Raw genomic sequence first — 13,491 nt, 5'->3', positions numbered from 1 at the left:
GGCTCGCAGTGGGACGCTCGTCAGCGGAGCGAGCAAGATCAGGAGCGGGACGAGGCAACAACCGGTCTTGAGGTCCTTCGGGAGATGGTCGAGCGGACCAACGCCCAAAACCTTGAGGGGCATGGCGGCCTGGATGCACACGGACTACCAAAGCGAGCAGCCCTACCACCCGGCCCGCGGCGGCGGACGCGCGCAGATGAAAGCGAACTGGGGAGCGATCCTCACTGGGGTCTCCGACCTGGGCGCCGAAGTCCAAGACATCGACAGACAGCGCGCGCGCTACCAACCCGTCACCACCTGACGTCCCCGCAACCGTCCCCGCAACCGTCGCCGTCGCCGTCGCCGTCGCCGTCGCCGTCGCCGTCGCCGTCGCCGTCGCCGTCGCCGTCGCCGTCGCCGTCGCCGTCGCCGTCGCCGTCGCCGTCGCCGTCGCCGTCGCCGTCGCTACGGTTTGCCCAGCAGAATCGCAACGTGTGGCGTGGGTTCGGTTTTGTCCGATCCGTCATCGTCGGCCGCCGCCGCAGTCGGAATCCCCTACCAGGGGGTTCTTGCAACGCTGTCCGCGCCGGCTGGCGACCCTTGTTGGAGGTTTGATGAGACGCACCACGCTGACAGTTTTGGCTGCCGTTGCGGCCCCGGCCCTGATGCTGGCTGGAGGTGTGACCGCCTCAGCCCAGCCGTCGACGACCGGGACGGCTCACTCGATGCGCACCTGCGCGAAGCCAGCGGCGGGCAGCGCAGCATGCCACGCACTGGTCCGCGTCGACGCCACGGGGAAGCCTCAGGTGACCGCCACCCCGGCAGGGTTAGGCCCAGCAGACATCCAATCGGCGTATCGTCTCGCCAGCACGTCGACGCCGACCGTGGCGATCGTGGACGCCTACAACGACCCGACGGCCGAGGCCGACCTCGGTGTGTACCGCACCCAGTACGGTCTCGCGGCGTGCACGACCGCGAACGGCTGCTTCCGGAAGGTGAGCCAGACCGGCTCGACTACATCCTTGCCGCGCACCAACGCCGGCTGGGCGACGGAGATCAGCCTCGACCTTGACATGGTCTCGGCCGCCTGCCCTTCGTGCAAGATCCTCCTTGTCGAGGCCAGTTCGGCCAGCTTCAGCGACCTTGGTCTGGCCGTGAACTACGCCGCGACCCAAGGCGTGGCCGCTATCAGCAACAGCTACGGCGGCTCGGACTCAGCCGGCACCCCGGCATACGACCACCCCGGTATCGCGGTGACCGCCTCGACCGGTGACGCCGGCTACGGCATCGAGTCCCCCGCGTCGTTCGGCTCCGTCGTGGCCGTGGGCGGCACCAGCCTGAAGAGGTCGAGCACCGCCCGGGGCTGGACCGAGACCGCGTGGAGCGGCGCCGGGAGCGGCTGCTCGACGATCAACGCCAAGCCCGCGTGGCAGACGCCCGCCACCCAGTGCTCCGGCAAAGCCAACGCCGACGTCTCGGCCGTCGCCGACCCCAACACGGGCGTCGCGGTCTACGACTCGACCTCCTACCAGGGCCGGAAGGGCTGGCAGGTCTATGGCGGGACGAGCGCATCCTCGCCCATCATCGCCAGCGTCTACGCCCTCGCCGGCAACCTGTCCGGTTACCCCGCCGCGTATACGTGGAGCCACACCGGAGGCCTCAACGACGTGACCAGCGGCTCCAACGGCACCTGCCCGACGCCGGTGTGGTGCACCAGCGGCACGGGCTGGGACGGTCCGACCGGTCTCGGCACACCAGCGGGCCTGCTCTCGTTCTGACCCGAGATGGGTGCCGTATCGCACCTGGCTATCTGACCCGCCTAACCACGCCTGACCACGGTGTCCCCCTCTTTCGCACCCGCCGGAAGAGGGGGACACCCGCGTCTGGTCGGGCCAGGCTTCTGCGCGCTCGAACCGGCTCGCCGCGCCCACCTCGACCTACCTCCAGGGCCCCGGCAACGTCGCGTTTCGGCAGGTCAGCCCGGGTAGGGCGAGTAGGGCGGGGTGTTGGGCTTGATGTCGGGTGGCGGCGATGTGGAGGATGAATCCTGGCGTGCGCGTCCCGGAGGACGCGGTGTCAATGGCCAAGTGCAGGTCCCCGCTGGTGGCCAAGTGAAAGTCCCCACCCCTCGCGGTGATGCTCAGGTGATGGGGCGGCCTCCTGTCCCTCTTTTGGCGTCGCGCATGCGGTACGACTGACCGGTCGTGACCACGGGGGTGGCGTGGTGCAGGAGCCGGTCGAGGAGGCTGACGGCGGTCGTGTGCTCGGGTAGGAACCGTCCCCAGTCCTCGAACGACCAGTGCGAGGCGATGGCCAGCGAGCGGCGTTCGTAGGCGGCGACGACGAGGCGGAACAGCAGCTGCGTGCCGGTGTCGTCGAGCGGGGCGAACCCGACCTCGTCGATGAGTAGGACGTCGTGCCGCAGGAGGGTCTCGATGGTCTTGCCGACGCTGTTGTCCGCAAGGCCCCGGTACAGGGTCTCGACGAGGTCGGCGGCGGCGGCGTACTTGACCTTGTACCCGGCGTGCACTGCGACGTGCCCCAGGGCGATGAGGGTGTGCGACTTGCCGGTGCCACCCGTTATCAGGGGGTCAGGCTTGTAGTGGTCATGTTCTTGCAGGTCAGGACGTTGTTGCGATCGATGCGACGAGTCGGGCGGTGGCGGGGGCGCTGGTGAGGGTGTGGCCTCGGCGGGCGAGCTCTCGGCGTAGGTCGAGGTTCTCCCCGTGGGCTTGTTCGAGGGCGGCGCGTAGAGCACGGACTTCCTGACGGTGCCGCTGTTTCAGGGCGGTGATCTGAGCGGTCAGGGCGAGTACGAGGGTGCTCTCGACGTCTGCTGGCGCGGTTGGGGTGCGCGACGGGGGGCGGCTCTGCTCGCGGAGCCGTTCGATGCGGCCGCGGAGTTCGGGGTGGTTGTAGAGGAAGGCGTGGGAGACGCCGGCCTCGCGTTGGACGGCCTGGAAGGTGATGGCCTCGCCGCGTTTGATCAGGGCGCGGAGGGCTTGCTCGGCGGCCGTGGTCTTCGCTGCGGACTTGGCCTTGGCCGCGGCGGTCAGCGCGGCGACGCGTTGGTCACGGTTCGCGGTCACGGGGTGCTCCTTCGGTGGCGGGTGAGGTCGAGGGTGAGCGGGACCGGTCCACCCGGCGGCGTGCCGCAGCCGCCGCCGTGCACGGCTCGGTCGGGGTGGTCGTCGATAAGGCTGAGCAGCCGGGTCAGCGCGGCCTGTTCCGCGCGTCGCTGGGCGAGCCAGATGTTGTCCTCGGGCATGGGGCGTCCGTACTTGTCCTGGAAGGCTGCGGTGCTGCGGGCGATCAGCTGGTCGGTCTCGACCAGCTGACGTGCCAGGGCGGTGTGGTGGGTCTGGTCGGTGACGAAGACCGAGCAGGTCAGACAGGCGTTGCCCTTGTCGCAGGACTGCAGCGGCGGCAGCAGGCACCAGCCGTGTGGCAGGACCCGGTCGGCGCGCTCGAACAGGTGCAGGCTGTCGTAGTCCTCGGAGGAGAACTGCACGCGGGTGCCGTCGGCCTTGAGTTTGGCGGTGGCCAGGAACGCCTGTTCGGCGTGTTCCTGGCGTTGGGCGATGTAGTGCATCGACATGGTCGGGGTGGCGTGGCCGGCGTATCGCTGCAGTACGTGGATCGGCAGCCCAAGCTCGGCGAGCCGGGTCAGCTTGGTGTGCCGGAACCGGTGGGTGTTGCTGAGGTTGACCGCTCGGCCCTTGCTGTCGGTGATCCGAGCCACGTCGCTCAGTTCGCGCAGCATCCAGTTGTAGGTGCCCGACGGGTAGGGCTTGTCGCCGCGGCGGTTGCCGGTGCGCTGGACGAACAGGAACCGCGGCCGCAGTTCGGGGAAGGACTGCCGGACCCAGCGTTGCTGTTCCTCGATGATCTCGGCGACCTCGCGGTCGACGAGGATGCTGTCCGGGGCGATGTCGATCTTGCTTTGGGCGTACCGGAAACGCACGACCTCCTGGCCCGCGGCGTCCTGCGCGGTGGGGGCCGGAAGCTCTGACAGGCAGTCGAACTCGCAGGTGCGGACCTCGCTGGCGCGTCGACCCGTGAGGACCTGCAGCAAGATCATCCGCATCGCCTGCGGGTCGTCCAGCCCGCGGGCAAGCACCTGCTGGCCGTCACCGCGGGTGATGGTCATCTGCTCGTCGCGCGGCAGGCCGAGCAGTGGCAAACCGGCGATGATCTGGGCCATGGCGCGGTCGTCGACGTAGTGGCGGTCGTTGACGGTGGAGGTGTGCGGGATCCGAGTGACCTGACGAAACCAGCTGGCCGCGTGAGTGTCGGTGACGTGCTGCCAGGGCCCGGCGCCGAGGACGCCGCGGGCCTCGCGGGGGTTCGCGGCGACGAACGCGAGCAGTTCCGCGACTGCTCGCAGGTCGTCGTTGACCTGGCGCGGCTGGACCGGTTTGCCGTAGTAGCGTCGGTCGGTCTGACGGGTCATCCGGTTGGTCGGGTCCGCGGTCCAGCGGCGGAACGCGGCAGCGTGCTCGGGCGCCGCGGCCGGGTCGCCGAGGATGTCGCGAGGGTCCTCGAAGGTCACCGAGAGCCAGTTGTCGAAGCGGCGCAGGGACTTGAGCCGTTCCTGGCTGATCGTGGTCCAGCGCAGGACGCCGGACTCCAGCTGGGTGCCCAGGTGCCACTTGACCGCCTCACGCAGCCAGGGCTGGGCGAGGTGCCCGGGTGAGCAGCCGTAGTTCCCCAACGGCTCCCGCCCGGTCAGCGGGATCCGCGGGTCGCAGCGTGGCTGCCAGTCGTCCAGGGTCCACCACGGCCCGTCGTGGCAGCGGGCCAGCAGCGCCAGCCGAGCGAACCCGAACACCACCCGCAGCCGGGCCCGGCTGCCCTGGGGTGGCAGCCGGTTCCATCGGACCGCGTAGAACCAGCCCTGCAACGCCGAGGCGGCGTCCCAGTCCATGGCGCGGATCGAGCCGGGGAAGGGATGGTTGTCCCGGATGGCGCGGCGCAGGATGTTGGCGAGCTGGTTGACCGCCAGCACCGAGGAGCGGGTGCCGTCGGTGGCCTGCCAGTGCGCCATCCACGCCAGCTCGGCGGGGTACGGGTCGGGCAGCCCGCTCAGGTCGATCCTGCGGTCACCGTTCTCGGTCACGGCGGCCCAGTTCTCGATGTCCGGGCCGATGACCGGCCCACGCCACGCCTCCGGGAGCTGCTGCCACAGCCGCCACACCGGGTCGGAGCCGCCGGCCAGGACAAGGTCGGTGCGCTTGTCGGTCATCGGGTCACCTGCCAGTCGGCTACGTAGGAGGTCCACGTCGCGGCGGCACGCAGGGCCTCGTCCTCACGCACCCACCCGTAGAGGTCGAGGGTGGTTTGCACGTGGGCGTGACCCAGGCGTCGGGAGACGACCCATTCGGGGGTGCCGGCCAGCAGCAGTGCGGTGGCGTGGCTGTGCCGGAACCAGTGCGGGGTCCAGCCCGGCGGGCCAATACCTTTGTTGCGTAACGAGGTGGTCTTGTCCCGCACGGTGCCCTCGCGTAACGCGGCCAGCAGCGGCGGCCGCTGCAAGTTGACGAAGAGCGCCGAGTCCGCGGACACCGTCAGGCCGAGCGTCGCGGCGTGGCAGGCCAGATGGGTCAGGTAGTCGGCGAACAGCCGCTCGAGGTCATGGCCGACATAGATCCGGCGAGGGCGCATCATCTTCACCCGCGCACCGTTCGGGTTGTCCTCGCGGGGAACGACCTCGACGTAGGGGGTGTCGCCGCGGCCCATCACGAAGTCGCGGATCCGCATACCCAGCAGCTCACCCAGTCGCATCCCGGTCTCCGCGAGCATCGCGAACACGAGCCGATCTCGCAGGTTCCCCACCCACTCCCCGCTCACCGGGTCCACCGCGGCACAGGAATCGAGGATCTCTTGGATCTGCTGCGGCAGCAGCAGCGGCGGGCGGTCGCCTCGCCGACTCCGTCGCACCCGCACCAGCGAGGAGGGCCCGGGCCTTGTGCGCTGGTCCAGATGCGCCAACAGTCCCCGTGCCGGGGCCTGTCGCGGCGCACCGCGCAGCAGCCTTTGCGCGACCTTCACCCCGAAGACCGCATGCTGCCACCGGTAGAACGAGATCACCGCCGCCAGGCGCGCCTCGAGCGTCTCCGGTGACGGCGCCTCGGTTGGCTCCACGATGGCGTGCTCGACGCGGCGGCCGTTGCGCAACCAGGACAGGAAACCCGAGACCGTCGGCACGCCGACGTCCTGCCACTGCTCGGCCTCGCCGCGCTGCTCCAGGAACGACCACCACTGAGCCATCGAGGTGGCGTAGCTGCGCACCGTGTTAGGCGACCACAACAGCCGGTGCGCCTCCAGCCACTCCTCGACCGGACCCACCGTCCGGTAGGCCTCATCGACCACGGTCCACGTCCGACGCCCATCCGAGGGCCGAACCGCCACACTGATTGCCACAGTTGTCGTTCCATCTCGTCGAAGAACTCCCGCTGATAGCGGAGCAACGACAATGACAAAAGGACCGACAGCAACTCGTCAGCGACGTACCTGCGGGCGGGTCAACTCCCCCTGATAACCGCCGGGCCGATCAGGGCTAGGTTCTCCCGGGCCTGGATCCACTCCAACGAGGTGAGGTACGCCCACGTCGGTGGGGGGATCGAGGACGCGGCGACGTCGAACTCCTCGACGGTCTTGGTCACGGGGAACGTCGCGGCCTTGAGCCGGGCGGCGGTGTTCGAGGCGTCGCGGGAGGCGACCTCGGCCTCGATCAGGGTCCGCAGGATCCCCTCGGGTGTCCAGCGTTGGGTCTTCGCGGTCAGCAGCAGCTCGGGCGCGAGCTGGCGGATCGTCGACAGCTTGAGCCGGCGCAGACCCGCGGCGAGGTCGGCGGGCAGCTCGGGTGCGGTCTTGACGGTCACGACGACACCTCCGCTCGGACAAGAACCGTTGCTACTGTTGGGCGCGGCGGACGAGACCCGCCCGTCCACAAGTAACCACTCGCACGCCGACCAGGGCATCGCCGAGCGGACGTGTGGCTCCTTGGCCCACGCCCGTCGCGCACGTTCGACGCCGACTTCCGCTGGCCTGCGCTGGCCTGCCTCTCGTTCAACATCCTGCGCGCCGCCGGCGTGACCGCCTCCACCCGTCACGCCAAGACGAGGTGCACCACCCTGCGCACCCACCTCGTCGCGGTCCCCGTCACCGCATTCGAGCCCGCGTGCAATGCGGGCACCACGAGGCCTAATTCCATTTGGCACCTTTCGCCCTCCTCAATCCGGAGTGACACCCTGCGGCCCCTGTCAAGGCGCGAACGCAACCTGCAGGCCCGCGGGTCAAGCCACCCCCAACGGTGCTTTCGGCCTCAGGTCACAAGGGGTCACAAGGGTTGAGGGGCACCAGCGCGAACCCTTGTGCTTCCCGTCTCGCTGGACGAGGGTGTACCCCATCACTCGCTTGCCCGACAGGTGCCACGTACCCCCCGGGCCTGTCCCGGCGGCCTCGACTTGAGAGGTCCACATGAAGATAACTAGGTTCCTGGTTGCGCTCGGCGCCCTGACCGCCCTGACCGCACCCGCAACTGCGATCCCAGTAGCCGCCGTGGCTACGGTCCAGCCATTCGTCGCACGAGCGCCGGAGAGCGCCTTCCGGGCGGCCACGGCCAGCGACACCACCGGAGTCGCATGCCAGCGCCCTGCCCCGGACAATCGGATATCGACGATCCTCCACTGCTACCGTCCCGATGACCTGAGGTCGTTCTACGGCCTCGGGCCGCTGGCCACCAGCAACGACGGTGCCGGCCAGACCATCGTCGCGGTCGACGCCTACGGCAGCCCGACAGCGGCCACAGACCTAGCCTTCTTCGCCCAGACCTTCAATGGTCCTGCGCCGAGCTTCGAGACGGCTTTCCCGCTCGGCACCCCGGACTACACCCACGCCACCGGTAACGGCTCGGGGCAGTCCGGCCCCACATCCGCGGACGGGTGGGCCGGTGAGGCGAACCTTGACGTGCAATGGGCCTACGCCATGGCGCCCAAGGCGCACATCGTCCTGCTTGCCACCCCTCCCGCCGAGACCCAAGGCGTGCAAGGGCTGCCCAACCTCATGAAGGCCATCGACTGGGCCATCACGAAGTACCCGCCTGGCACTGTCTTCTCCATGTCGTTCGGCACCGACGAGCAGGCCTTCGCCTCGAGCGCCGCCGCCGCGCAGCAGTTCGCCAAGTTCGACGCCACCTTCAAACGCGGACTGGCGAAGCGCGACACCTTCTTCTCCTCCTCCGGTGACACCGGGTCGGTGGGGGTGATTCGCTCGCACCGAGCGTCAACCGCCGGAACGACACCGGAGGTGAGCTACCCGAACGTCTCCCCGTTTGTCACCTCGGTCGGCGGCACGCAGGTTCAGTCTGGCTGGACATGGAACCCCACGCAGGACAAGCCCTTCCTCGACACCGGGGCCCCCAACCCTGCCTACTGGTCATGGAACCCCGGTGGAAGCACTGAGCCGGTATGGAACGAGAGCTGGGCCGGCATCGCGACCGGCGGTGGCCTGTCCACGATCTACGGACGCCCCTCCTATCAGGACCCGGTGGCCTCGATCGTCGGTCACCAGCGGGGGGTCCCGGACGTCGCCTGGAACGCGGCCGTCAACGGCGGCGTCCTCGTCTTCCACTCCTACTTCCCCGCGATCGAAGGCAGCCCACGGTGGGGAGTCTTCGGGGGGACCTCGGCGTCATCGCCTCAGGTCGCTGCCGTCACGGCGATCGCCAACCAGGCGCGGGCGGCTGCCTCCAAGCCGCCGATCGGGGACCTCAACTCCGTGATCTACAGCCCCTCCTTCGACCGGTCAAGCGCGTTCAGCGACGTTATCCCGCACACCTACGGCACCGCCCCAAGCGGGGTGCTGCAGAACAACAGGATCTGGGACACCGCAGCAAACGGCTTCGTGACGCCCGATCCAGTACCCGGCTACCCGACCACGGCAGGTTACGACCTGACCACTGGCTGGGGAAGCCCGCACGCACCGCAGTACATCCAACAGTTGCTCGCCCACTAGAACCGCCCCACCCGGGAGGCTCGGCGCGGGTTGCCGCCGGGCCTCACCGGGGGCTGGGGTTCCTGCAGCCCACTGCAGGAACCCCTGCGACCCGTGGCTGACCGACGGGTGACTCGACCGAAACCACGGCAACCCTGCGTGGCTGAGGCAATGTGCCGTAGCCCATCCGGGCCGCCGCGCGACCGACCGCGGGTCACACCGTCCCTCAGTTCCGGAGTAGGTTCGGCATCGACAGCACCCCATAGGAGGGGCCATGGGCCTCGCGAGCACCGCCCTACGGTGGGGCAACCATGCTGTGACCGGTCTCTACCGTGGCACCGGCGGTCGGATGATGGCGTCGGTCCAGAAGACCCCCGTGCTCATCCTCACTGTGCCCGGACGCCGGTCTGCCGCTGCGGCCGTCCTCGAGGTCCAGCGAGACCCAGGCGTTGGCAATGAGCCCGGCTCACCTGTCCACCGGGGCCCGAAACCGCGCATACGGAGATAACCATCCACATCACCTTGGAGCCCACGATGACATGCGGAGCCACCCTTACCCCACTCTCCCGGCTGACGACGAGCTGCTCACCCTCACCGAGGTCGCCGCCGTCGTCCGAGCCCCCATAGCCACCCTGCGCTACTGGCGCCACCTCGGTACCGGCCCCCGCAGCTTCCGGCTCGGCCGCCGCGTCGTCTATCGAGCCAGCGACCTCCAGACCTGGATTGCCAGCCAGGACGACGCCACCGGACCACGTGCAGCAACCAGCGAACGCGGCTGACGCGCGGCGGACAAGACCCTGGTCGACGTCACCTTCCGGTCGTACCCTGCAGTCGACGCAGAGAGGTGGTCTGACATGGCACTCATCGACAAGCGTGAGGGGGACGCACGTGGCTAGCATCGCCAAGCGCCCCGACGCCACCTACCGCGCCCGCTACCGGGACAGCTCGGGCAAGGAGCACTCGAGGCACTTCACCCGCAAGGTCGACGCGCAGCGTTGGCTCGATGAGATCACGGCCTCGATCGTCACCGGCTCCTACGTCCACCCGAAGGCCGGCGACGTCACCTTCCGCGACTACGCAGAGTCTTGGCGCTCCAAGCAGGTGCACCGGCCCGGCACGGCCGACCAGGTCGAGCGGACGCTGCGACGGTGGGTCTACCCGCGACTCGGGTCGATGCCGCTGTCCGCCATCCGGCAGTCCGACGTGCAGGGCCTCGTCAGCGCCCTGAGCAAGGGCGAGCGCCCCCTCGCGCCCGCGACGGTCTCCGTGGCCTACCGGCACGTATCGACCATCTTCCGTGCCGCCGTGGCGGACAAAAGGATCCACGAGTCGCCGTGCGCGAAGGTCCGGCTCCCCCGGATCGAGCAGTCCAAGGTCGTCCCGCTCGCTACCGAGGTCGTGACGGCCATCGCCCAGGCCGTGCCCGCAAGGTACCGGGCCATGGTCGTCCTGGCGGCGTCCACGGGCATGCGCCAGGGCGAGGTGTTCGGGCTGACGGTGGACCGGATCGACTTCCTGCGCCGGACGGTGCGGGTCGACCGTCAGCTCGTCGGCATCAGTGGCCACGCCCCGGTGTTCGCCCCGCCGAAGACCGACGCCAGCTATCGCACGATTCCGCTCCCCCAGGTCGCCGTCGACGCCCTCGCGACTCACCTCGCCGCCTTCCCCGTGGGGGACAAGGGGCTGGTCTTCACCGGCTCCGAGGGGCAGATGCTGCGCCGGTCCGCCTTCGGCAACGTCTGGCGTCGGGCGACCGCGAGCGCGGGCGCCGAGGGGGTGGTCTTCCACGCATTGAGGCACTACTACGCCAGCCTCCTGATCCGGCACGGCGAGTCCGTCAAGACGGTGCAAGCACGGCTGGGGCACAAGAGCGCCACCGAGACGCTAGACACCTACAGCCACCTGTGGCCCGACTCGGACGACCGCGCGAGGGACGCTGTCGACGAGGTTCTCGGAACTCCTGCGGACCAGATGCGGACTGCGGTGGGCTCGCCGGGGTAAACCCGCAGGTCAGAGGCCTTGGGGTGGATGAGTCGGTCGATACGCCGGGTTCTGTCCCCCACCGGCGTTACCGCAGTGGTGGGGTGGCGATCATCCATCTAGGCCGGCCATTGCTGACCGGCTCGAGCGCTCTACCCGCAGGCTCGGGCGGGCCGCCCTCGAACGCCTGCTGTCTGAGCTTGCTCCAGGTGGGGTTTACCTAGCCGCCCCCGTCACCGGGGGCGCTGGTGGTCTCTTACACCACCGTTTCACCCTTACCGCGGTGCCTGCCGGCCGAAGCCAGTGGTTCACCGAGGCGGTCTGCTTTCTGTGGCACTGTCCCGCGGATCACTCCGGGTGGCTGTTGGCCACCACCTCGCCCTGTGGAGCCCGGACGTTCCTCGGCAGGTGCCCCGGCCCGAAGGCAGAGACCCTGACGCGACCGCCTGACCGACTCATCCACGCCCAGTCTAGGGGGTGGGCTCAGAGGGGTGGGCTCAGTGCTGCAGACCGTCGCTGCGGGGGTGATGGAGGTCGACGTCCGAGGGGAGCCCGTGCACGTCGACGTGACCGTCTGCGCCGATGGTGACGCGGAACGGGTGCCCCTGGAACCGGACTCCGGTGACGTCGACCTTCCCGAAGGGAGCCGTCGTCGGCGGTTGCACCCGCACCCATCCCGCCGTCGCGTCCGCCGTCAGCCCGAGGGCAACCTGCAACACGACGGCCGAGGCGGCCGAGGCCATCGCCGTCGGGCACGCCGCGCCGGGGACGAGGTGCGCGGGTCGACCATCGGCCCCCCCCGACGAAGACCTCCGGCCACTGGTGGCCGAAGGTCTCCGAGGCGTCGACGAGAGCCCGAGCCAGGAGAGCGGCCTCGTCGACGAACCCGCCGCGCACGAGGCTCCACGCGACGAGAGCCGTCTCGTCGGGCCTGACCTGCTCCGACCCACGCACCCGGATCCCCAACGGGTCGTGCAGCGCCTCGATCATGAGGTCCTCGACCACCAGCGCGGCCTCCGCCTCGTCCAGGGCACCGGTGCCGAGGGTCAGGGCCAGCGACGACCAGCTGCCGTCGAGGGGCACGCCGGTCTCGTCGAGGGCGGCGGCGAGGCGGCGCCCGGCGAGCGAGGTCGACCAGAAGTGCTCCCGCACGCGCTCGGCGAGGGCCATGGCCTCCGCCTCCAGCTCGAGAGCACCGTCGACCTGCAAGTCGTCATAGACCCGGGCGGCGACGAGCAGCGCCTCGACCGCACTCGTCTGCACCTCGAGCCGGACGCGGGCCCCGCCGTCGCTGCCTTCGTCACTGCCTCGGGGAGGGTCGACGAGGAAGCCGTCGGCGAGCTGGTGACGGATCCACGTCACCGCCAGCTGCAGGGCCGGCATCAGCTCGCGCACGCGATGGTCGGCCAGGCCCCAGAGCCTCGCCTCGCCGAGCAGACAGATCCACAGGGCGGTCACCCCGGCCACGTCGTGGGTGGGAGCGTGCGGCGATCCGTGCGCCTGCGGCAGGTGCACCTGGCGGCGGGCCAGCGCACGCAGCGTCCCGAGGGCGAGCTCGACCCCCAGGGGAAGCGTCAGCCGCGCCGCCCACAGCGCCTCACGCGCATCCAGAGCCTGGTGCCACGGGGAAGCGGCGACCGCCACGACGTCGCCGGGCTCGAGCGGGTCTCGCACCAGCAGGTGGCGCAGGTCGTCCAGTGCGTGTCCCACGACGGTCACGAGCCGGTGGTCGTCCGCGGCGATACCCACCGCCTCCCAGTCCACCCCCGACGGCCCCGGGTCGGCGACGAAGGCGCTCACCTGGCGACGCTCGGCCGTGACCGTGACGACCAGGGTGGTGGGCTCTTCGGGCCTCAGCACGACGTCGCTCTCGATCAGGGCAGCCCCGTCGTGCGCCGAGACAGCCAGCGGCGCGGGGTGCTGCGAGACCTGCACCCGGTGGCCGTCGTCGTCGAGCACCACCGCGCAGTCCCGTCCCGATGTCGTCGCCTCGGGGACGCCGTCACGGACAGGACGGTTGGCGACCAGCCCCTCTCTTACCGCAGCCGCCTCGAGCCCGTCCCCCGCCACGACGACCCGCACCCAGGTCGCCACCGTGTGCTCCGCCCGCGAGGTCAGGGTGATGTGGTCGGTCAGCAGCGCGTCGTGCGCCGTGTCGGGGCCGGCACCCAGGGTGCGGCGTCGCTCCACCTCCACGACGGGCACCCCGTCGCCGCCTGTGACGAGCGCGTACTGCGCCTGGGCACCGATGGTCTCGCTCCCCGTCGTGGCGAGCGGTCCGACGCCCACCTGCAGCTCGAGCCGGTCGAGCAGGCGGCGCCCGTCGGCATACAGCCCGTGCGCCGTGCCGGGGACGATGTCGCCCACCGGGCTCGAGACGACCGCCCTCGTCCCGTCGACGAGGGTGCCCTCCCATCCCGCAGGTGCGCCGGGCGAGGGAGCCGGAGGCGAGAGGGCAGGGTGCGGTGCAGCACTCGGGGACACGACGCGGCCTCCAGGAGGGACGATGCGATGGGGAGGTGGGGTGTGCGACGG

Annotated in this window: 12 protein-coding genes and 1 other RNA gene; 5 read left to right on the top strand and 8 right to left on the bottom strand. The window is 70.1% G+C overall.

Going from position 1 to position 13,491, the window contains the following annotated elements:
• The first annotated feature begins 121 nt into the window (after positions 1–121).
• A complete protein-coding gene (locus V3N99_19585) occupies positions 122–301 on the top strand; it encodes a hypothetical protein (protein MEO3938932.1) in 180 nt (59 codons plus the stop codon).
• On the opposite strand, the gene V3N99_19580 is transcribed toward V3N99_19585, so the two are convergent.
• The gene (locus V3N99_19580; GenBank protein MEO3938931.1) at positions 291–506 is read right to left on the bottom strand and encodes a hypothetical protein; all 216 of its coding nucleotides are present in this window, start codon (positions 504–506) and stop codon (positions 291–293) included. The genes V3N99_19585 and V3N99_19580 overlap by 11 nt on opposite strands.
• A 366-nt stretch (positions 507–872) precedes the next feature.
• On the opposite strand from V3N99_19580, the gene V3N99_19575 reads away from it, so the two are divergent.
• The gene (locus V3N99_19575) at positions 873–1,757 is read left to right on the top strand and encodes a hypothetical protein (GenBank protein MEO3938930.1); all 885 of its coding nucleotides are present in this window, start codon (positions 873–875) and stop codon (positions 1,755–1,757) included.
• A gap of 362 nt (positions 1,758–2,119) precedes the next feature.
• On the opposite strand, the gene V3N99_19570 is transcribed toward V3N99_19575, so the two are convergent.
• The 5 genes from V3N99_19570 to V3N99_19550 all read right to left on the bottom strand — a co-directional run bounded on the left by V3N99_19570 (position 2,120) and on the right by V3N99_19550 (position 6,863).
• Positions 2,120–2,563: an ATP-binding protein gene (locus V3N99_19570; GenBank protein MEO3938929.1), complete on the bottom strand. Its 444-nt coding sequence runs from the start codon at positions 2,561–2,563 to the stop codon at positions 2,120–2,122.
• 37 nt (positions 2,564–2,600) lie between these two features.
• Positions 2,601–3,068 carry a DUF6262 family protein gene (locus tag V3N99_19565; GenBank protein MEO3938928.1) on the bottom strand — a complete coding sequence of 156 codons (468 nt, stop codon included), beginning with the start codon at positions 3,066–3,068 and terminating at the stop codon, positions 2,601–2,603.
• Complete coding sequence (locus tag V3N99_19560; GenBank protein ID MEO3938927.1) at positions 3,065–5,224, bottom strand: tyrosine-type recombinase/integrase; 2,160 nt, start codon at positions 5,222–5,224, stop codon at positions 3,065–3,067. The genes V3N99_19565 and V3N99_19560 overlap by 4 nt, the downstream gene beginning before the upstream one ends.
• Positions 5,221–6,351: a tyrosine-type recombinase/integrase gene (locus tag V3N99_19555; GenBank protein MEO3938926.1), complete on the bottom strand. Its 1,131-nt coding sequence runs from the start codon at positions 6,349–6,351 to the stop codon at positions 5,221–5,223. The genes V3N99_19560 and V3N99_19555 overlap by 4 nt, the downstream gene beginning before the upstream one ends.
• A 152-nt stretch (positions 6,352–6,503) precedes the next feature.
• Positions 6,504–6,863: an ATP-binding protein gene (locus tag V3N99_19550; protein ID MEO3938925.1), complete on the bottom strand. Its 360-nt coding sequence runs from the start codon at positions 6,861–6,863 to the stop codon at positions 6,504–6,506.
• 598 nt (positions 6,864–7,461) lie between these two features.
• Between V3N99_19550 and V3N99_19545 the strand changes: the two genes are divergently transcribed.
• From V3N99_19545 to V3N99_19535, 3 genes are all read left to right on the top strand, one after another.
• Positions 7,462–8,997: a S53 family peptidase gene (locus tag V3N99_19545; protein ID MEO3938924.1), complete on the top strand. Its 1,536-nt coding sequence runs from the start codon at positions 7,462–7,464 to the stop codon at positions 8,995–8,997.
• Positions 8,998–9,515: 518 nt separating this feature from the next.
• Complete coding sequence (locus tag V3N99_19540; GenBank protein MEO3938923.1) at positions 9,516–9,755, top strand: helix-turn-helix domain-containing protein; 240 nt, start codon at positions 9,516–9,518, stop codon at positions 9,753–9,755.
• Positions 9,756–9,864: 109 nt separating this feature from the next.
• Positions 9,865–10,977 carry a tyrosine-type recombinase/integrase gene (locus V3N99_19535; protein ID MEO3938922.1) on the top strand — a complete coding sequence of 371 codons (1,113 nt, stop codon included), beginning with the start codon at positions 9,865–9,867 and terminating at the stop codon, positions 10,975–10,977.
• A gap of 24 nt (positions 10,978–11,001) precedes the next feature.
• Here V3N99_19535 and rnpB read toward each other — a convergent pair.
• Positions 11,002–11,414, bottom strand: an RNA gene (gene rnpB / locus V3N99_19530) — RNase P RNA component class A.
• A 25-nt stretch (positions 11,415–11,439) separates the two neighbouring features.
• Positions 11,440–13,440 (bottom strand): glycogen debranching N-terminal domain-containing protein, encoded by a 2,001-nt coding sequence (locus V3N99_19525; protein MEO3938921.1) that lies wholly within the window; start codon positions 13,438–13,440, stop codon positions 11,440–11,442.
• Positions 13,441–13,491: the final 51 nt, after the last annotated feature.

The sequence above is a fragment of the Dermatophilaceae bacterium Soc4.6 genome (assembly GCA_039889245.1).
Classification (GTDB): Bacteria; Actinomycetota; Actinomycetes; order Actinomycetales; family Dermatophilaceae; genus Lapillicoccus.
The sequence above is the reverse complement of the archived record's forward strand: the minus strand, read 5'-3'. Positions and strand labels throughout refer to the sequence as shown.

Bases quoted from the DNA above. Each gene is read 5' to 3' on its own strand.
- V3N99_19585 (MEO3938932.1), top strand. From the start codon at position 122: ATGGCGGCCTGGATGCACACGGACTACCAAAGCGAGCAGCCCTACCAC.
- V3N99_19580 (MEO3938931.1), bottom strand. From the start codon at position 506: ATGACGGATCGGACAAAACCGAACCCACGCCACACGTTGCGATTCTGC.
- V3N99_19560 (MEO3938927.1), bottom strand. From the start codon at position 5,224: ATGACCGACAAGCGCACCGACCTTGTCCTGGCCGGCGGCTCCGACCCG.
- V3N99_19545 (MEO3938924.1), top strand. From the start codon at position 7,462: ATGAAGATAACTAGGTTCCTGGTTGCGCTCGGCGCCCTGACCGCCCTG.
- V3N99_19540 (MEO3938923.1), top strand. From the start codon at position 9,516: ATGCGGAGCCACCCTTACCCCACTCTCCCGGCTGACGACGAGCTGCTC.